The sequence below is a fragment of the Chryseobacterium sp. 3008163 genome, from assembly GCF_003669035.1.
Lineage (GTDB): Bacteria > Bacteroidota > Bacteroidia > Flavobacteriales > Weeksellaceae > Chryseobacterium.
Genome location: NZ_CP033070.1, coordinates 2475080 through 2493748, shown reverse-complemented (window position 1 = coordinate 2493748; position 18669 = coordinate 2475080). Strand labels below are relative to the sequence as shown.

22 protein-coding genes and 1 pseudogene are annotated in these 18669 nt (G+C 34.1%); 2 read left to right on the top strand and 21 right to left on the bottom strand.

Features of this window, described 5'->3' with window-relative positions; all coding sequences use genetic code 11:
• Nucleotides 1-2: 2 nt before the first annotated feature.
• The 4 genes from feoB to EAG08_RS11285 form a co-directional block, all read right to left on the bottom strand.
• Nucleotides 3-2036, bottom strand: coding sequence for a ferrous iron transport protein B (gene feoB / locus EAG08_RS11295; protein ID WP_129535526.1), 2034 nt, complete (start codon nt 2034-2036; stop codon nt 3-5).
• Nucleotides 2036-2290, bottom strand: coding sequence for a ferrous iron transport protein A (locus EAG08_RS11290; RefSeq protein ID WP_129535525.1), 255 nt, complete (start codon nt 2288-2290; stop codon nt 2036-2038). Before EAG08_RS11290 ends, feoB begins: the two co-directional genes overlap by 1 nt.
• A gap of 151 nt (nt 2291-2441) precedes the next feature.
• Nucleotides 2442-2684, bottom strand: a complete 243-nt coding sequence (locus EAG08_RS22945; protein ID WP_317126270.1) for a hypothetical protein — start codon at nt 2682-2684, stop codon at nt 2442-2444.
• Nucleotides 2685-2719: 35 nt separating this feature from the next.
• On the bottom strand, nt 2720-3334 hold the full coding sequence (locus EAG08_RS11285; RefSeq protein ID WP_317126269.1) for a GLPGLI family protein: 615 nt from the start codon (nt 3332-3334) through the stop codon (nt 2720-2722).
• Between the two features lie 126 nt (nt 3335-3460).
• On the opposite strand from EAG08_RS11285, the gene EAG08_RS11280 reads away from it, so the two are divergent.
• On the top strand, nt 3461-3958 hold the full coding sequence (locus EAG08_RS11280) for a DinB family protein (RefSeq protein WP_129535524.1): 498 nt from the start codon (nt 3461-3463) through the stop codon (nt 3956-3958).
• Nucleotides 3959-4002: 44 nt separating this feature from the next.
• Here the strand turns inward: EAG08_RS11280 and EAG08_RS11275 are convergent, their stop codons facing one another.
• Both EAG08_RS11275 and EAG08_RS11270 read right to left on the bottom strand, forming a co-directional pair.
• A complete protein-coding gene (locus tag EAG08_RS11275) occupies nt 4003-6717 on the bottom strand; it encodes a TonB-dependent receptor (protein ID WP_129535523.1) in 2715 nt (904 codons plus the stop codon).
• 245 nt (nt 6718-6962) lie between these two features.
• The gene (locus tag EAG08_RS11270) at nt 6963-7235 is read right to left on the bottom strand and encodes a hypothetical protein (protein ID WP_129535522.1); all 273 of its coding nucleotides are present in this window, start codon (nt 7233-7235) and stop codon (nt 6963-6965) included.
• 306 nt (nt 7236-7541) lie between these two features.
• Between EAG08_RS11270 and EAG08_RS11265 the strand changes: the two genes are divergently transcribed.
• Nucleotides 7542-8426, top strand: coding sequence for a cupin-like domain-containing protein (locus EAG08_RS11265; protein ID WP_129535521.1), 885 nt, complete (start codon nt 7542-7544; stop codon nt 8424-8426).
• A 68-nt stretch (nt 8427-8494) separates the two neighbouring features.
• Here the strand turns inward: EAG08_RS11265 and EAG08_RS11260 are convergent, their stop codons facing one another.
• The 15 genes and pseudogenes from EAG08_RS11260 to EAG08_RS11190 all read right to left on the bottom strand — a co-directional run bounded on the left by EAG08_RS11260 (nt 8495) and on the right by EAG08_RS11190 (nt 18383).
• On the bottom strand, nt 8495-8869 hold the full coding sequence (locus EAG08_RS11260; protein WP_129535520.1) for a hypothetical protein: 375 nt from the start codon (nt 8867-8869) through the stop codon (nt 8495-8497).
• A gap of 19 nt (nt 8870-8888) precedes the next feature.
• The gene (locus tag EAG08_RS11255; RefSeq protein ID WP_129535519.1) at nt 8889-9170 is read right to left on the bottom strand and encodes a hypothetical protein; all 282 of its coding nucleotides are present in this window, start codon (nt 9168-9170) and stop codon (nt 8889-8891) included.
• A 143-nt stretch (nt 9171-9313) separates the two neighbouring features.
• Nucleotides 9314-9862 carry an RNA 2'-phosphotransferase gene (locus EAG08_RS11250; protein WP_129535518.1) on the bottom strand — a complete coding sequence of 183 codons (549 nt, stop codon included), beginning with the start codon at nt 9860-9862 and terminating at the stop codon, nt 9314-9316.
• A gap of 10 nt (nt 9863-9872) precedes the next feature.
• Complete coding sequence (locus EAG08_RS11245; protein WP_129535517.1) at nt 9873-10814, bottom strand: ADP-ribosylglycohydrolase family protein; 942 nt, start codon at nt 10812-10814, stop codon at nt 9873-9875.
• Nucleotides 10814-11500: an SIR2 family NAD-dependent protein deacylase gene (locus EAG08_RS11240; RefSeq protein ID WP_129535516.1), complete on the bottom strand. Its 687-nt coding sequence runs from the start codon at nt 11498-11500 to the stop codon at nt 10814-10816. Before EAG08_RS11240 ends, EAG08_RS11245 begins: the two co-directional genes overlap by 1 nt.
• Complete coding sequence (locus EAG08_RS11235; protein WP_129535515.1) at nt 11497-12090, bottom strand: hypothetical protein; 594 nt, start codon at nt 12088-12090, stop codon at nt 11497-11499. Before EAG08_RS11235 ends, EAG08_RS11240 begins: the two co-directional genes overlap by 4 nt.
• Entirely contained in the window at nt 12090-12596 is a 507-nt protein-coding gene (locus tag EAG08_RS11230) for an O-acetyl-ADP-ribose deacetylase (protein ID WP_129535514.1), read from the bottom strand. Before EAG08_RS11230 ends, EAG08_RS11235 begins: the two co-directional genes overlap by 1 nt.
• Entirely contained in the window at nt 12586-13497 is a 912-nt protein-coding gene (locus EAG08_RS11225; protein ID WP_129535513.1) for an ADP-ribosylglycohydrolase family protein, read from the bottom strand. Before EAG08_RS11225 ends, EAG08_RS11230 begins: the two co-directional genes overlap by 11 nt.
• Nucleotides 13497-14093 (bottom strand): annotated as a pseudogene (locus EAG08_RS11220) (TIGR02452 family protein); the annotation flags it as partial. The pseudogene EAG08_RS11220 and the gene EAG08_RS11225, both read right to left, overlap by 1 nt.
• Nucleotides 14094-14321: 228 nt before the next feature.
• On the bottom strand, nt 14322-14795 hold the full coding sequence (locus EAG08_RS11215; protein ID WP_129535512.1) for a macro domain-containing protein: 474 nt from the start codon (nt 14793-14795) through the stop codon (nt 14322-14324).
• Nucleotides 14796-14922: 127 nt separating this feature from the next.
• Complete coding sequence (locus EAG08_RS11210) at nt 14923-15996, bottom strand: adenylosuccinate synthetase (RefSeq protein WP_129535511.1); 1074 nt, start codon at nt 15994-15996, stop codon at nt 14923-14925.
• Nucleotides 15997-15998: 2 nt separating this feature from the next.
• Nucleotides 15999-16853, bottom strand: a complete 855-nt coding sequence (locus tag EAG08_RS11205; protein ID WP_129535510.1) for a hypothetical protein — start codon at nt 16851-16853, stop codon at nt 15999-16001.
• Nucleotides 16816-17091, bottom strand: coding sequence for a hypothetical protein (locus EAG08_RS11200; RefSeq protein ID WP_228446524.1), 276 nt, complete (start codon nt 17089-17091; stop codon nt 16816-16818). Before EAG08_RS11200 ends, EAG08_RS11205 begins: the two co-directional genes overlap by 38 nt.
• Nucleotides 17092-17261: 170 nt before the next feature.
• The gene (locus EAG08_RS11195; protein WP_228446523.1) at nt 17262-17777 is read right to left on the bottom strand and encodes a 2OG-Fe(II) oxygenase; all 516 of its coding nucleotides are present in this window, start codon (nt 17775-17777) and stop codon (nt 17262-17264) included.
• Between the two features lie 63 nt (nt 17778-17840).
• Nucleotides 17841-18383 (bottom strand): NADAR family protein, encoded by a 543-nt coding sequence (locus EAG08_RS11190; protein ID WP_129535508.1) that lies wholly within the window; start codon nt 18381-18383, stop codon nt 17841-17843.
• Nucleotides 18384-18669 lie beyond the last annotated feature (286 nt).

Sequence of the window (18669 nt, the reverse complement as noted above, 5' to 3'; positions counted from 1 at the left end):
ATTTATTTTAAGATTTGATAAGCTATTAGTGACACAAAATATGCCAAACCGGTCATCATTACCACCTGAAAGCCTGTCCATTTCCAGCTTTTGGTTTCTCTATAAACTACTGCAATGGTAGAAACACACTGCATTGCAAATGCATAGAACAATAAAACCGAAATACCTGTTGCAAAACTGAAAACTTTTTCGCCATTGGGTTTTACATCCATTCGCATTTTATCGATTACTTTACCTTCGGGAGCATCGTCATCCAAACTGTATAAAGTAGACATCGTTCCCACAAAAACTTCTCTTGCCACGAAACTCGTCAGAATTCCGACTCCCATTTTCCAATCGTATCCTAAAGGAGCAATGGCAGGTTCAATAGCTTTACCCATTTTAGCCAAATAAGAATGATCAAGCTCAACATCCGTGGCAACAATCTGATCGTCGTTTTGTTTTGGTCCGAAATAACTTAAGCACCAAATGATGATACTCACGATGAATATAATTTTCCCCGCTCCGGTAATGAAGTCCCACACTTTACCCAAAACCATTTTCAGGTCATATCCGAAAAGCGGTTTTTTGTAGGTTGGTAAATCCATTACCAAGTAGGTTTTTCCTTTATTTTTAATGAAACCTTTTAAAATCGCTGCCGAAAGAAGCGCTACAAAAAATCCCAACAAATACATTCCTAAAAGTACCAAAGCTCTATATTGAATTCCGAAAATCGTTTTATCTGAAATAATCAACCCAATAATAATACTATATACCGGAAGTCGTGCCGAACAAGTCATAAACGGTGTTACCAAAATCGTCAGCAATCTCTCTCTGAAATTTTCAATATTTCTTGTTGAAATAACGGCAGGAATTGCACAAGCCGTTCCTGAAACCAATGGAACGATGCTTTTTCCATTTAATCCGAACGGTCGTAAGAATCTATCCATTAGGAAAATCACTCTTGCCATATATCCTGAATCTTCCAAAAGATAAAGGAAGTATAATAAAATCCCGATTTGTGGTGCGAAAATGATGATTCCACCCAATCCTGGGACTATTCCATCTGAAATCAGTGAATTGATCGGACCTTCAGGTAAATGTTCTTTACTAAATGCAGAAAGCCATGCAAAAAACTCATCGATCCAGTTCATCGGATATTCTGCGAGAAAGAAAACGCTGTTGAAAATAACCAGCAAAATTCCAATAAAAACAACATATCCTAAAATCGGATGAACGAGAACTTTATCTAATTTTTCGGTTAAAAGTTCTTTGAACTGAGGTTTTTTAGAAATAACATTTGATAAAATTTTATCAATATTTTGATATCTCCTTACCACTTCCTGAACCTGCAATCTCTTCGGAACTAAACTTTTAGCTTCAGAATCCGTAATTAAATCTGTCGCAGAATCTAATTTATTTATATCTGCACCAACAGAAATGCTCATCCAGGCTTTATAATCGTTTTCAAAATGATTGTGCAAAGAAATTTTATTTAAAAAATCTTTATGCTCTGCAGGGATTTCAAATGAAGGATTTTCTATTTTAGCAAAATCATTGTTTAAAACAGCTTCCTGAATGGCTTCAATTCCTAACTGTTCTTTGGCGTTGGTCTGAATAATTTTGATATTCAAAGCCTGAGAAAACTTTTCGATATCGATATTAATTCCTCTTCTTTCTGCCTGATCCACTTGGTTAACGACCAAAATCATCGGAACGCCCAAATCCTGAATTTGCTGAAACAAAAGCAATCCTCTTTTTAAACTTAAAGCTTCCAGAATATAGACAACCCCAGCAAAATCTTTCTGACCTTCCAAAAGAAATTTAGAAAAAATCGCCTCATCCTCAGAACTTGGATAAATGCTGTATGACCCCGGAAGGTCTACAACCTCAACCTCTTCATTTTTATACGTATAATTCCCGGAATGGCTAGAAACTGTCACCCCTGCATAGTTTCCTGTCTTCTGTTTTTTGTTGCAAAGCGCATTAAAAACGGTTGATTTTCCTACGTTTGGGTTTCCGACTAAAAGTATCTGTTTTTTGTTTTGTTGCTGCATTAATTCCAATCTTCTACAATGATAAACTCGCCTTCTTCTCTACGCAGTGCAATCCGGCTTTTTTCTTCGCCAAACTCCACGTAAAGAGGACCGTTGAAAGGTGCCTGGTACAGAATTCTGAAAACAGTTTCAGGCAAAAGCCCCATTTCTATAATTTTGTTGGGCATCTTCAAATGATCATTGTCATAGCCCAAAATTTTCCCAAGTTTGTTCTTAGGAAAGTTGCTTAATGTTTGTAAATAGTTATCTTTCAATACCTATATTTTTGTAAGTGCAAATATACTCTATTTAAATTTAATCTAAATAACGCTCTTTTAAAGATTTGTAGAAAATTATTAAAACAATAAACCCAAACACATTTCTGCATTTGGGTTTATTTCAATATAGTTGAGTTAAATATGAATGTTATTTTTTGTCTTGAGACTTTTCAATAGGGTTATCATTTGCATTATAAAAATCTTTATACATTTTCTCCTGCTTTTTCATCATATCTCCTACTGTTCCGTCTGTGCCGGGAACTGGTCTCGATAATATTTCCTGTGTCATCATTGGTCTTACCGAAGAAAAAGGATCTTTTTTGAAATCGTTAAATGTTTTGTCAAACTTTTCTCTTGTAAGTTCCTTTGGTTTTCCACCTGTCGCCTGCATTAACCCTTCTATGTAAGAAAACTCGTTGTATTCTTTTATTTTTTATTTCCCTGTAGTACCCAAGAGTAATTTTTGTCGGCATCTTCAATTTTTACAATCAAACCAGGAAGTCCACTGAACTTATAAGGTCCATCCTGAAAGGGAATGTCTGAAGAAAACCAAGCTGTCCAAGTTCTTCCACCATATTCTGTGGTTGCTTTTTGGGTATTGTATTCACCAATTTTCTGTTTATCATTTAATATTTTCCAGTTAAATTTCAAATCTTCAGTGTAAGCGATGTTTACCGGAGTCATTCCGTTGGCTACTTTATCTACATATTCAACTTTCATGCTTGGATAGAATTTATGAATTCTTGCTGAAAACTTCGGTGTTTTAAGAGATTTTGAAAGGTCTTTGTATACCCCTGCTTTTTGCATTGTTTCAATTTCTACTTTTGTGATAGAATCTTGAGAAATCACTGTGTAATCCTGATAAACAGATCTGTTTTTGTCTGTAATATCCAACACAGTAATTACTTTATCAAGCTTGGCAGAATCTTTTTTTGGTTTGAAAGTAAGCTCATAAAAGAAACGGTTTGAGCTTTCTTTGGCTTCTTGTGCGTTAGCAATTGTGAAAATTGCGATAAATAGTATTGAAAATAAATTTTTCATTTTAATAACGTTTACATAATTAGTTAGCTGTTGTACAATTTTGTTACAGATTTTTTTAATTAAAATTTCTTTCGATATTATTTTATCTAAAATTTTTATCTTTAAGTACCTAAAAACAAATATTGTATGGACCCATTAAAACAATTCAGAGATGAACTCGAAACCGAGTATCAGACGACAAAGAAGTTTTTTGAAATCTATCCAGAAGACAAAAATGAGTACAGTCCGCATCCTAAAAGCATGAAAATGGCACATCTTGCGACCCATATTGGGGAAATTTTTGGTTGGGCAGGTTTTATGCTGAACAGTTCTGAAATAGATCTTGCACAAGGCGGAATGCAGCCAAAACTGCTTACCACAAAGGAAGATTTGCTTAAAGTTTTGGAAGACAATTACAAATCTAGCGAAGAAGCTTTAGAAAAAGCAAAAGAAGAAGATCTTGAACCAAACTGGTCATTAAAAAATGACGGACATACTCTATCTTCATGGACAAAATACGGTGCCATCCGTCACAGTTTGAGTCAAATTACCCATCACCGTGCACAGCTGGGAGTTTATTACCGATTAAATGATATTCAGCTGCCCGGAAGTTATGGCCCTACTGCGGATTTGCAGGACTTTTAGATTTAAACAAAAAACCAACCTCAGTGAGATTGGTTTTTTTGTTTTTATTTGAAGTTGAATTTTACTGCCAGCATCACTTGGCTTGGTCTTAATAACATTGTCGTCTGGCTTATTGAAGCATCGCCAACGTCTATTCTTTCAAATACTTTTCTGTTTGCAATATTCATCCATTTCAATTCAAAATCAACTTTTTTGCTTGCCCAGCTGTATTGGTAAGACAAATCAAAGAATCCGTTTTTATATTCTTCATTTGCCTGACTTGAATTGATTTGATCCCAATAGAATCCTAATGTATGGTTTTCTAATGGATAAAGGAATACATTTAAGTTGTGCGTATAACCTTCCGCTTTACCTAAATCTCCCTGTAAGATTCCATTGGTTCTGTTGCTCCAAGTTTTAGAGAAATTGAAATCAACGCTCATCCAAGAGAAATAGGTATTGTTGAATTTGAATCCTAAAGCATTTGATAAATTCTTATTATCTAAAAGATCATTATTTCTTATAGACTGAGATATTGTTGTCCCTTGATTAAACGTAACGGATGCATTTGTTTTGAATTTTGGAAAATATTTTCCAACTTCCCCGTATAAAGTATTCGTTTCTCTTTTGTTTTCTCTCTCAATATATTCAATAACACTAAATCCTGAAGCATTTACTGAACTTGAAGCCAATAAGTTATTTTTAGCGTCACTTATTCTGTAACCGGCGTTAAAGAATAAGTTATTTAGTGGATTTCTATACTCTAATCTTCCCCCTAAGCTTTTTGTAGTTGTTTGAGGAATTGGATTTTGAGCATTCATTACGTTAAATCCACCAGGACTTGTAAGAATATACCCTGCATAAGCAGTTTGAATGTCTCCAAAGTTGTTGCTGATATTTCCGTTTACACTTGCTTTAAAGAAAGATGCAAAAGAATATTGAGCAAATAGATTGGGTGTGAAAGTAGTTCTACTCAAAGTTTTATTAACACTTCTAGAAGGATCTTCAGCTTTTATATTATTAAAATTTACGGGTAGACTAGAAAATATGCTCCATGCATCAGATTTATAGTTAATACCAACTGAAGCAAAAGGCTTAAATTCTGTGAACTTTAAGCTGTTTTCATAAAGCGAACTTCCAAAATCAGGAGTTGATCCTGTAGTAGCACCATCAAAGTTTGTTGTCAGGTTGTCAGTTGAAAAATCTACACCAACTTCCGGTGTAAAAGTCCATCCTTTTGTAGTGAAGCTAATGTTTGCAGAATGTGAAGTGTCTAAAGTTTTCATTCTGTAATTTTGCAATGCCATACTTCCAGGAGCAAAAGGAATCGTCGTAAGTGGACCTGTAGGAGTTGCTCTGAAAGGTATTTGAAGATAATTTGCCGGAGTAATCTGCAATGTTTGAGAATCATCCTGATAGTTAATATAAGATTTTAAATTAACCATTTTCTCTTTCCATGGAATAATCGTACTCAATGAGTTCTGAAAAGATGATGTAGGTGATTGCACTGCCTCGCTTCCAAATCTGTTACCTGCAATATTATCATATCTATTTGCATTAGATCGATCTGCATTCCAGAATTGTGAGAAAGTAGTTACGTTTTTGAAAAAACCTTTTTTAGCATTTTTAGTGAAAATTAATTCTCCTTTTAATTTGTCTGTATAAAAGTTGTTTAAGAAACTGTATCCATAAGATGTGTTTTGCTGAAAGTCATTTACATTTGTAGTGGATTCTCTTTCTACGGCATTGTTGGTATAGTTGGCGTTAACCTTCAATTCCCATTCTTTTTTCTTATCAATATTTGTTAAATAATTTGCTGATAAGTAATGAACATTATTAAATAAATACCTTCTTACCGGAAGATTAGGTACACTTGCATTTTCTACACTTAGCCAATTATTCTGCGAAGCATTTCCTCTTCTGCCTTCCCATTGATTATAACTTCCCAATATATTTCCTTCGTTTTCTACCTGTTCACCAACATTGTTTGTCTTATAGTTAACTACCCATTGGCTTTTCTGACCAAAAAACATAGGTGTTAGTTTCACATTCCAAAGCCAAGGGTCTCCAAAACCGCTTGCAACTTCACCTCGACCGGTCATCGTTACTGAGTTTTTAAGCTTAATGTTGATCGCTGCTGCGTCAGAAGGAATTTTCCCCTGAAGCATTTTTACGGGTTGGTGATTTTCAAGAACCTCAACTTTTTGTACAGCATCTTTTGGAAGCGAATTGTTAATCGTTCCGTAACCGCCTTCCATTAAATCTTTTCCGTTGACGTAGAATTTGTTGATGGCATTTCCCTGATAAAGAATAGAACCGTCTGCGTTCACTTCAATTCCCGGAATTTTCTTCATTACGTCAGCCAAAGTACGGTCGTTTTTGCTGTCAAATGCTTTCAGATCATAAGCAATAGTATCACCTCTTGAGGTAATCATTTTGGTTTTCAGCTGAACTTCTTTGATTTCTGTTGCCTCAGACTGCATTTTGAACGTTAATGTCTGATCGCTGTTTGAGATTTGTTTTGTTAGAGGTTTTTGGTTAAAAGCTTTAACCTTCAGGTCTACATTAGATTCTGCAGAAGTGAATGTCACCTTATATTCTCCTTTAGAATTGGTAATTCCGTATGCAAGGATGGCATCTTTGCCGGGCTCTTCTACCGTTACACTGGCACTTGGGATGGCCACACCGTCTTCATCTGTGATCTTCCCGGAAACTGTTTTCTGTGCGAAAGCAATGACTGAGAAAAATACCATGAGAAATAAGGAAATTTTTCTGTTCATAATTTATTATTTGAGTAATTAGTTATTTGTTCTTGTTTTTTGTTACACATTATAGAGATCTAATTTTTGAACAAAGGTTAAATTGATTTTTATGACTACAAAAATAGTGATAAATTGTATTTTGAAGCTCTTTTTTTTAATATTTGAAAAAATTTATCTCTTTTAGTATAACCGATTACCATACACAAAAAAAACCTTGTAATAAATACAAGGTTTTTTTGTGTATGAATGATTGTTTAATTTATCTACTCTCCGCAAAAATATTCATCTACATAAAGCATAATATCTATTACATCGTTTTCATTGTAATAATCAGTATCATATTCTGCCCAACAAGGAATGCCACATGAAGTAGTAAATTCAATGTATTTCATTTCTTTTTTAAGTTGTACTTTTTGTTTTGACACCTTTCCAAATGTAAAATGACTGTTTGATGGCAGTTCTTTTGTTTGAATTTCTTTAGAAGTAAAAGATGATAATGTAATAAAACATACCAAAATAAAAATAGCTTTTTTCATTTTTTTGATTTTAAAATTTAATGTCCAACAAACATACACATTTACCCTATATATTCGAAAAACAAATTTTAATCATTCACGCTAATTTTTAAAAATTGATTATAATTTCATACAATTATACACATAAAAATATATAATTAGCAATAATTCCCTCGTAATTAAATACATCTATAAATTTAAATAATTTAGAACAATAATTTATACTCAATCTAAATAAAAAATGATAAAGGTCATAGATTAAAAAGAACAATATTTCAATTTTCGTATAAGTTTATTTAATAATTTTGTAACATAAAATTTATAAAAATGGGGGTTATTCTAAAACCTATAGATATTGTTGATGATATTACTCAAGAAGAGTTCCGCGAGAAATACCTGATCCCAAGAAAACCGGTAGTGATAAAAAATATGGCCAAAAAATGGCCAGCCTATCAAAAATGGACGATGGATTATGTGAAAGAAGTGGTAGGAGACATTATCGTTCCTCTTTATGACAGCGCAAAGGCTGATCCTTCGGCTCCCATCAATACACCGACTACCGAAATGAAATTTGCAGATTATATAGATCTCATCCAAAGAGAACCTACTGATCTTCGAATTTTCTTTTTCGACCCAATCAAACACGCTTCAAAATTACTTGATGAGTATATCCCACCGAAAGAACTGATGGGTGGTTTTTTGGATAAATATCCGGGAATGTTTTTTGGAGGTCAAGGTTCTGTAACTTTTTTACATTTCGATATCGATTTAGCTCATATTTTCCACACCCATTTTAACGGAAGAAAACATGTTTTGCTTTTCGAATACAAATGGAAAGACAGGTTGTATAAACTTCCTTATACTACGTATGCATTGGAGGATTATGACATTTCTAATCCTGATTTTGAAAAATTTCCGGCATTGGACGGTGTAGAAGGAATTGAGTGTTTTCTAGAACACGGCGACACTTTGTTTATGCCAACAGGATGGTGGCACTGGATGAAATATCTGGATGGAAGTTTCTCTATTTCGCTTCGTGCATGGGACAAATCATGGGCGGTGAAAGCCAATTCTTTGTGGAATCTGACCGTTCAGAGAAATTTTGATAATTTCATGAAAGGTCGTTACAAAAAACGCTACATGGACTGGAAAGAGAAAAAAGCCGTTGAAAGAGCCAATTATGCTTTGAAAAAAGGGTTACCTAAAAGATAGAAAAATACGCTTCTAATTGGAGCGTATTTTTATTTTGAGATCATTAATTAAATTGAAATTCTCAAGAATTAAATACTCAAAAGTAACTCTTCCATATTCCGGGTTACTTCGTTGCAGGAAAAACAGGCATTTTCTCTATCCTGAAAAAACCAACGGCATTGGGAACGAATCGGGCAGAATGATAATTCCTGTACTCTGTCTTTTTCAAGTGTTTGAACTTTTTGTGAGAGCGAACATTTCGACTCTTCTTTATTCCATTGTGAACACCCTTTTTCTGCGCATTTTCCTGTAAAACGGAATCGCTGCTCGAGATTGCTTTTCTTTTTATTGAGCTCAAGAAACTCTTCTGTGACGGTAAGTGGCGTGATAAAATTCACTTTCCCGTCTTTTCCCAATACTCCAAAAAGCTGCGCCCCGGTTTTTCCTAAGTAACTGGGACACATCTTTTTTGATGAGCTGTTTTTAGCCTCCATAAGCTTTGATTTGAGACTGAATATCTTTTAACTGAGACTGAATGTCAATCTGCGGTTTGAGGATGACAATTCCCCACGGAAACCAGTCTTTGATGCGAAGAGGCTTTATAATGGCTCTGAAATCTCGTTGAGCAGAGAAAGACTGCGTGTTATCGACTTTTGAAAGCTCAGAAAGTACTACATTCTGAATTCTTTTGTCGATGTTTTTTAATTGTTCGTCGCTAAGATCTACTCCTTCTAATGAAACGAAAAAATGTTTTTTAGTTGTCATGATTTTTGGTTTTTAATGGTTTAACAGAACAAATTTCGCTCTATAAAAACATAAAACTTACAGGAAAAACACCTGAATCACGGAAGGAAAAAGACTAGATTTATTTTAATTAAATATTTCAATACCAATAGATTGAAAAACAATTACTCATGAGTGATATATTTCGACTTCACAAAATCCGTCAGCCAAACCTCGTTTTCCGAAAGATAAAATTCAATTCCCTCTTCAAACATTTTTTGTGTTCTGATCGTTAGAATAACCGGTTTTCCGTGGCGCATTCCTACTCTGGTAGCGGTTTCTTTATCTTGACTTAAATGAACATGTTGTCGGCTTCTTTTTTCAATACCTTTTTCTAAAATGGATACGATATTACTTTGAGCTGTTCCGTGATACAAAAATTCAGGTGGTTGTTGTGGAATTAAAGCCAGATTAATCTCAACTGAATGTCCTTGACTGGCTCTGATTCTTGTTTTATCTTCATTAAAAGCAAAACGCTTTTTTTCGTTAGTTTGTACGATTTCATCTAATTCTTCAAAGGTAAAGCCTTCATAAGAATCTCTTTTTGATTTTGTGATTAATTCATCAACATCTGCCCATCCATTTTCATCCAAATTCAAATTGATGAGTTCGGGATGATGCCTGAGAACATAGCTCAGGAATTTGCTTAATTTTTTCTTATGTTGTTCGTTCATGGTTTGTGCTTTATTTCATTATTTTTTTCTCTAATTTATTACATAAGTTTTCAATATCCTCCTTCCTCACTAATTCAGCAATCCATTCTTCAGGAATATTTTCAAAACCATAATAAATTCCTGCAATTCCGCCTGTAATGGCTCCGGTTGTATCGGTATCTTCTCCTAAATTGACGGCTTTCAAAACGGCTTCGGAATAACTTTCGGAATTTAGGAAACACCATAATGAAGCTTCTAAACTGTGAAGAACGTAGCCGCTACTTCTAATTTCATCTACAGAGTATTTTGAAATATCATTCATTAAAATTCTTTCAAACAGTTTAATCTCATTTAAGTTAAATCCTTGAAATTCTGCATATTCCAAAACAAACTTTTGAACATGATGATATGCTTCTTTTTTATCTCTTTGTTTAATTAATTCAATGGCAAAAATCACATAGATAAAACATGCAAAAACAGAACGAAAATGTCCATGAGTAATTGACGAAACTTCTTTTACGATTTGATATAATTTTTCAATATTTTCTTCATCTTTAAGATAAAAAGCCAAGGGAAGGATTCTCATCAAAGAACCATTGCCATTATCTTCTTCAAAAATATTTCCTGAAAATTTTGCACTTTCTCCCTTAATCAATCTTGCAATGGAATGCCTTGTTGTTCCGCCAATATCGAAAAGTCTTCCGTGAGCTGTCCAATGTCCGTATTTATTCCATTTTACAAAGCTTTCTCCAATTTTTTCTAAGTCGTAGCCTTTTGCCAATACTTCTGCAAGACAAAGAGTTAAAGAACTGTCGTCGCTCCAAGTTCCTTTGGGCTGATTCCATGACATATATTCCAAATATCCGGTAACAGGGGATTTTTTCAGATCTTCTCTCTTCTTAAATTCCACCGGAACGCCCAAAGCATCGCCAATACAAACTCCAAAAATTCCGGCTTTTACACTATTTTCCATTAGGCTAGATTTACAAGCTTATCAAACAATAATTTCATTCCTTTCGTTGCGGTCTCTTTCATGACAACCGCCCTTTGTCCGTACCCGAAACCTGTTTCGTTGGGATTGATTACAATCAGCAAACAGTCATCTTTGATGTCGTGTAGCAGTCCTGCAGCAGGATAGACCTGTAAAGAAGTTCCGATGACCAAAAAAATATCTGCCTCTCTTGCTTTTTCTGTCGCTTCTTTCATCAAAGGAACATCTTCCCCGAACCAAACGATGAAAGGTCTCAATTGTGCTCCGTCTTCTGCTTTATCTCCGATTTTGATGTCGTCTTTTTGTTCGTAAATCAAGCTTTTATTATTGCACGAACAAGATTTAAACAATTCGCCGTGAAGGTGAATGATATTTTCCGAACCAGCTCTTTCGTGTAAATCATCGATGTTTTGAGTGATGATTTGAACTTCGAAATATTTTTCTAAATCGGCAATGAGCTTATGCGCATCATTCGGTTCTACTTCATGAAGCTGGCGACGTCTCTGGTTGTAAAATTCAAGAACCAGTTCTCTGTCTTTTCTCCAGCCTTCCGGACTCGCTACATCCGTGATGCTGTGATTTTCCCAAAGACCATCTCCGTCTCTGAAGGTTTTTATTCCGCTTTCGGCGCTGATTCCGGCACCGCTTAATATGGTTAGTTTTTTCATTGGTTTTTAATTTTTTCTTTTAAAATTTGGAATCGTAATATGATTAGCAAAATAAGAGATAATGGTATTGAAATTATGTACAGAGGAAAATTTTTCAGGTGTTGCTTTGGTGTTAAGCCATATTTTCTCTCTGTCTCACAATTTATGAAGGCTATAAAATTGTTTTCCTTCGTTTCTCTTATTTGCTTTTTGAAAGCAAGCCATCCTTCATTAATACAGACTTCCTCGAAAATATAAAGTGTAGGATTCCATTTATTTTCGGAAAGATTAAAAAAATAATACGTTTCAAAATTTGAATTGAAATATTCTTCATATACTTCATACTTTTTTATACAAAGAATATTTTCATTTTGTAATAAATTAAGTTTATCCAGTTCTGATCTTAGTTCATTTTGAATTTTTCTTAATATTTCAGCGTTTGTTTCAACCTGAAAAACATTTGATTTTTTGCCGGCTTTTTGAAGAAAAGAAATATAAATTTTGGGAAATCTCAAATTTGATTCTTCTTGGAGAGAATCAATTTCCTCAACCGTTAATCCTTCATTTTTATTTTCAGGATCATCTACAAATCTGAAATTATTGTTCCCCATTATTGTAAAAACTTATTATAAATTTTTTCATTTTCCTCATCAAAGCATACAAAAATAACTTTCTCAACAATATCTGATTCAAACTTCTTCACTACCTCAACAGCAATTTTCGCCGCTAATTCTTTTGGAAATCTATAAACTCCTGTACTGATATTTGGAAAAGCAATAGTTTTTACATCTAAACTTTCAGCCAATTTTAATGAGTTTCTATAACAATTTGCTAGAAGTTGTGAAGATTTTTCTTCATCGTTATTCCAAATTGGACCGACCGTATGAATGACATATTTTGCGGGAAGATTTCCGGCTGTTGTTTTTACAGCTTCTCCTGTTTTACATTTTCCCTGTCGGTTTCTGATTTCTTTGCATTCCTCCAAAATCTGCGATCCTCCGGCACGATGAATAGCACCGTCAACTCCACCGCCACCAAGCAATGAAGAATTGGCAGCATTGACGATGGCGTCTGTATTTATTTTTGTGATGTCGGCTTTTATTAATTCAATCTTCATAAAATCTGCTTTTTTTCCAATTTTCAATATTCTCCGTCCAATCTGGGATTGAATTTTCATCGCAGCATAAAATACTTATTCCTGCCACCATTGCACAGGTTGTATCTCTGTCTCCCAATGCAGAAACTGTATTCCAAAGACATTCTTCAAAATTATTTCTATATCTCGAAAGCATCCAAATGACAAGTGGAACTGTATCTTGAGCGGTCATTTTGATTCCGTTTCCTAATGTTTTTACCAGCAGTTCAATACTTGGATTTCCATTTAAGTGAATAACTTTATTAAGCTTACTTTTCATATCAGAATCATTTAATTCATCCTGAATTTTTTGAATAAATTCTTCCTGAGAATATTTTTTAATTCCTAACTTTTCCCGAATCGCAAAAGCTGCAGCCAGCGCAATTGCTTTTGTTCCTTCTATTGCTTCTTTATTTGCGTGAGTCACTTCACAGGATAGTTCTGCATTGATTTTAAGTTGATTCAAATCATCATAAAAGTGTGCCCCAATCACAGAAGCTCTCATTGCACCGCCATTTCCCATCGAACCTTGTCCTTCAAATTTTGAATAAGAAACTTCTTTCCAGTTTTCTCCACTTTTTACAGCTCCGAAATATTGATGCATTGATGGTCCGTAACCTCTGTTTATATCTAAATAATAGTTTTTTGTAAACTCTTTCGCCAGAAAATCCTGATTAATCACGCCAAATTTTTCCAAAGACTTGAAAGTTGCAATCGACATAATTGTGTCGTCTGTAAAGTCAAGAGAAGTTTCAGGAAGAATTTTTTGATGAATATAATTTTTCATCAAATCTTCATGCCCGAAAAAACTTTCTCCAAAAGCATCCCCTATGGAAACTCCTATGAGAGATTTTGAAGCGAGTAAGAGTTTATCTGTTTTCATTATATTCCTTCGAACGGCTTTATCATTTCTTCTTTCTTCGTCAGAACTGCAAAAACCACTCTTTTAAATTTATTTTTATACTTTCCGTGAAGATGCTTTTTAAACAATTCCGCAATTTCTTTAGGATCATTTTTAAAAACACCGCATCCCCAGGCTCCTAAAATTAAGGTTTCATTTCCCTTGTTTAAAGCCAAAGCCAACATTTTATCCGTTCTTACATCCATTGCTCCGAAAATTTCATGAGCCCTTTCCGGTTCCTGGCGTTTTACAACACCTGCATTCACTGCCGGAGACGTGATGAAATTACACAAAACAGGTTTCGGCAACAATTCGCCTTTATCTTTTCTGAAAACCGGAACTTTCGGGCTGTAGATCATCATATCGGTGTAAAAGCAAGATTCCATTGCACGGTGAGTTTCGTAATATTCCCAACCTTGCAGCAAACTGTCATGAAGTCCAGAAGTTCTCGCCAGGCTTTCTTCCTGAGCTTCGGCTCCGTTGATAAAACCACCTCCTGGGTTTTTGGCTGATGCGAAATTCAGACACATGATTTTTTCCTGATTTTCTTCTTCAGCTAATTCTAAAATTGCTTTTAAAGAACTGCATCTCCAAACCTCAAATTGCGTTTCGAAATTTGTTTTGGGGAGTTCTTTTTTATCATTTCCGAAAGTTCATCCGGTGAAAACAAAATGGTTCCTTTTGTAGAAATTTCCAGTTCGTTTTCTATATTTATTTTTTCGTTGTTTTCGTTTATATAATATTTTTGGATAAGATGCCTAATGTATCTTTTGCCATTTCTTTATTTGTCATGGTTAGTTTTTTATTTATTCAAAATCATAAACATATACTTCCACATTATTTTTCAACAATGTTCTTTCAATAATCGGTTCAATTTCTTCCCAATTTCCTCCTGCTAAACCGCAACCGATTCTTGGCATATGTACACTTGCATTTAATTTTAAAGCTTCATCAGTTAATTTCTCTAAACATTTTTCTACAGCTTCATATCTAATTGGAGCTATTCCTTTGGAATTTGAGATCGTTTTATGTTGACCAATCATATTACAAATCCAAATATCTTCTTCGACTTGAACAATTTGAATTTCTCCAAGATTAAAAATTTCTCCACTTTGAAACCATTTTCTATATTCATTTTCTGGATTCTTCCATTTTTTAGAAATTGCCATTACAAAACCTTTTCCCCAACCTCCTATATCATTACATATATGTGTGATGATTTTATTTCCTTTTATCTTAGGGTTTGTTGCATCTCCTTTTAAATAATTGATAGTTTTCATGTTTAAATGAAGTGTTTTTTATTTTAATAATCTTTTCTTTAAGTTTTGGCTAAAGCCGTTGAAATTTATTCATTATAAAAATTGGCTGATGTAAAAAATGTTTCTTTTAAAATTAACTAATATTTTCTTATCGATCAATTCTTTTAAAATCCTTTGAATATGGAGAATAAGACTCATAAACCACATCAAATTTCACATCAAGATTTTCTATTTTAAATTCCTCGTCCAATTGATCCAGACAGGTCACCACCAGATTTTTCTTATTGGCAGTAACATAAGCTGCATCCAGCTTCAAAGCATAATTTAATAAATCATAATCCAAATCACCAAAACGAAGATCCTTTTGATATTCATTAAAAATGCAGGTTTCCTCCTCATTATTTTTTAATGCTAAATCCTTTTCATTGCTCATCCATCCGCTTCCGTGACGTGTTGAATACGATCTTGTGACATAAAACATTTCAATATTTTCAATATTCAACAATTTACAAACTTCATAGGCATTTTTTGAAGTGGTATTTGCAAAAGTCACATTCGGGAAAACGCCATGATCCATATCTAATAAAATTCCCTGACTGCCTTCAAAAATAAGATGGTTAAATGAATTTAGATAATTATAACCTTCAATTTTCCAATCAATTCTATCGATAGCTTCTAAAAAATCCTGTAAAGCATTTTGGATTTCCTCTCCTTCTTCAAAGCCATAATAATTGGAAATTCCTTTTAATTTTTCAATCAACATCGATCTTGGGCCGATCAAATCAACAGCAAATAATTTAAACGGACTTTCATTTCTCTTCATCGTCGCTCCGACTCCTTTTCCACAGGTTCCGTGTTCTAAGTTTCTGACATTATTTCGATTGCTGAAAACATCAAAAGGTGTGGTCACTTTTGCCAACGGATGAATATGTAACTCAACATTTCCGTTTTTCTTGATTAATTCTTCTCTTTCATTAAATAAGAAAGTCGGATGAATCGTGCAATGTTCGGTGAAATAAGATGGCAAACCACGCAGCGCTCCACTTGCAAAACTTGAGTGAATATGCTTTTTATCATCAATCATTACCGTATGCGCCGCCTGTTGTCCTCCGGAAAAACGAATAACTACAGACTCAGGATTCTGCTGAGCCAGAAAATCTGTCGCGATTCCTTTTCCTTCATCACCAAAACCTAAGCCTATAATTATTTGTGCGGTTTTCATTTTTAAAACATTTGAATATTATTAAATCCACCTAAATCTTTAGTTTTGAAATGATCTTCACCAAATCTACTGCAAACTACCTCTTTGATTACTTTTGGAACATCTCTGTAATCTTCGATGGATAAACAGTTTTGTCCTAATAAATCTTTCCAGCCTTGATCTGCATTCACCGCCTGTCCGGAATGCAAAACGCTGATGTGGAAAACCTCATATCTCTTTTTTGCTTCTTCCAACAATTCTGTATGCTTAAAACTCTGTTGTCCGCTTCCCATTATTTCTCTGATTGCTGAAGCAGGAAGTGTTTTCAGGCAAGGTTCATCACCAACTGTAAACAATAATCCTTTTTGACTTCTTTTTTCAAAAGCGTCGGTTCTGGTGTGAAAAGCAGCAAAATACCAAGCCAATAAATAACTTTCTCCAGCATTTCCTCCACCTCCGGATTCAATATAAGTTCTTGTCAACCACATATCCAATTCTTCATCTCCGGATTCAAACTGGCCGACCTGTAAAGGATAGCCGTCACACTCATGATCGCCGATTCCTAAGAACAAAAGTGCGGGATCAGGAACGCCTCCTTGGATGATTCCGCCCATTAATTTTGGAAGACCTTCTTTAATTAATTCATGAGGAATATGTCCCATACTTCCCGTGACATCCAATCCTAAAATAATAGGAACTGAATTTGGGTGAACCGCAGAATCTCTTGATTCTCTGAAAGAAATGCCATTAGGATTCATTGATTCGTGTGCCCTTCTTTTTGCATTCTGAGTGAAAATTTCACTTGCAGATTTTGATGCATAACCTTCTTTTCTTGCTCTGTCATAACGAGCGTCCATGTCGTATCTTGTACTTCCCATAACTAAAATTTTTACCAAATAAATATTCAAATCTTTTTGTGGAAACTTCAAGCTGAATATTTAAATTTCTGATTGTTAATGATAATTCTATGTCTCTCTGAACGAATGCTTCCGGCTGAAAATCGGCAAATGTTAAACTGTTTTTGTCTAACGGACTGATGTCGATAAGACCTTCCTGTTCACGCTCCAGTCTTTTTATTTTCAGTTCAATGTCTTCAACTCGGCGTCTGTATATCAACTCTGAATCTTCCCCGATTGTTCGGGCTCGATCTTCTCTTATCTGGTCATTATTTCTTTGTAATGATTCGATAATCTGGGTTTTAGGTCTTCTTCCATGTTTTCAAATTTTATTTGCGTTTGTTTTACACTAATTAAAAACTGCATAGTTTTGCTATAATTCTTTGCGAATTATTTTCTAGAGTACATCACATCCGTTCTCAAAACATACTTTAGTCCGCTGATTAAAGTTTTACCTTCATGTCTTAAAGGATGATGAAAAACCAATGCAGAACCTTTCTTTGGAGCAACTGTGAAGGAATTTTCGAATTCTGTTTCACCACCTTCAAAATCATCGTTCAAATAGATCATAAAGGTGTAAAAACTTTTCTCACATTCATTTCTGATATAACTTCCGTCACGATGCATTTTAAATCTTTGCCCCGGAGAATATTTATAAATCCTTAGCATTTCATTAAAATTCAAAACTTTATAGTTGTCGTGAATTTGTGGAAGGAATTCAACTGCTTTCTCGAAAAAGTTTTCAGCTAGTTCATTATCGAAAACCATCAGCCTGTCATTATTTCTGACTCCTTTATTCATTAACTGCTGACCGTGCATATTGATTTTCGCTTCTTCAAAAACTTTGTCCTGCGTCAAATCAATGTAATGGTCACATTCTTCATTTGTAAGAAAATCTTCAATCAAAAAAATCTGTGGATGTAATTCTATCTTTTCATGATTAATATTTTGTGTTTGATTATTGTGTTTCTACCCTCTTAATTCGTCTCTTACTTCCATTAAAGCAAATCCTAACAAATTTTCACCATTCCAATGAAGTGGATCTTGTGCTTTTGGATCTGTTTCCAACATTCCGATTCCCCAGATTGTGTCGTACGGACTGGCTTCAACTAATATCTTATCGTTTGTTGAAAGTAAAAACTCTTTAAATGCTTCATTCTGAGAAAATTTTAACAAGTTTGCTTTTCGCACAATTTCATATTTTTGCTCATCCCAAACTTTCGGATCAAAGTTTTTGACTTTTCTACCTAAACTCTTCGCTTGATTTGGAGAATCTGATTTTAAAACTTCCTCTAACGTTTCATTATCATTAAAAAGTCTCGCTTTCCCAGCCATCATATAATGTTCGGCAGTTGGATAATTTGTTCCACTTTCTTCGAATTGTAAAGGAAACCATTGGCTAAAACAAGCTTTTGTAATCTCATCTTTCACCGTATGTCCCCAGAAAAACAAGAACTCTGGATTTTCTTTTTTCTGAAATTTTTCTATTGTATTTTGTAATGTATATTTCATGATTGCGTTATTGTTACACAAATATAAGAAGGTTTGATTTTATTAGCCAAATTTATTTGTGTTTATTTTACGCTAATAAATTTAAGTAATTGATATTCAGATATAAAATTTATTTTATAAAACACGAATCCCACAAATATTTTTCATGAATGGCACAAATAATTATTGTTCATTTAAGTTTTAGCTAAAGCTGATGGAATGTTTATTCATTAAAAAACGGGCTAAAGCCCGTTCCTATTGATGTATATAATTTGTATTTTTCTAAAAATATTTCTGCTAGCTTACA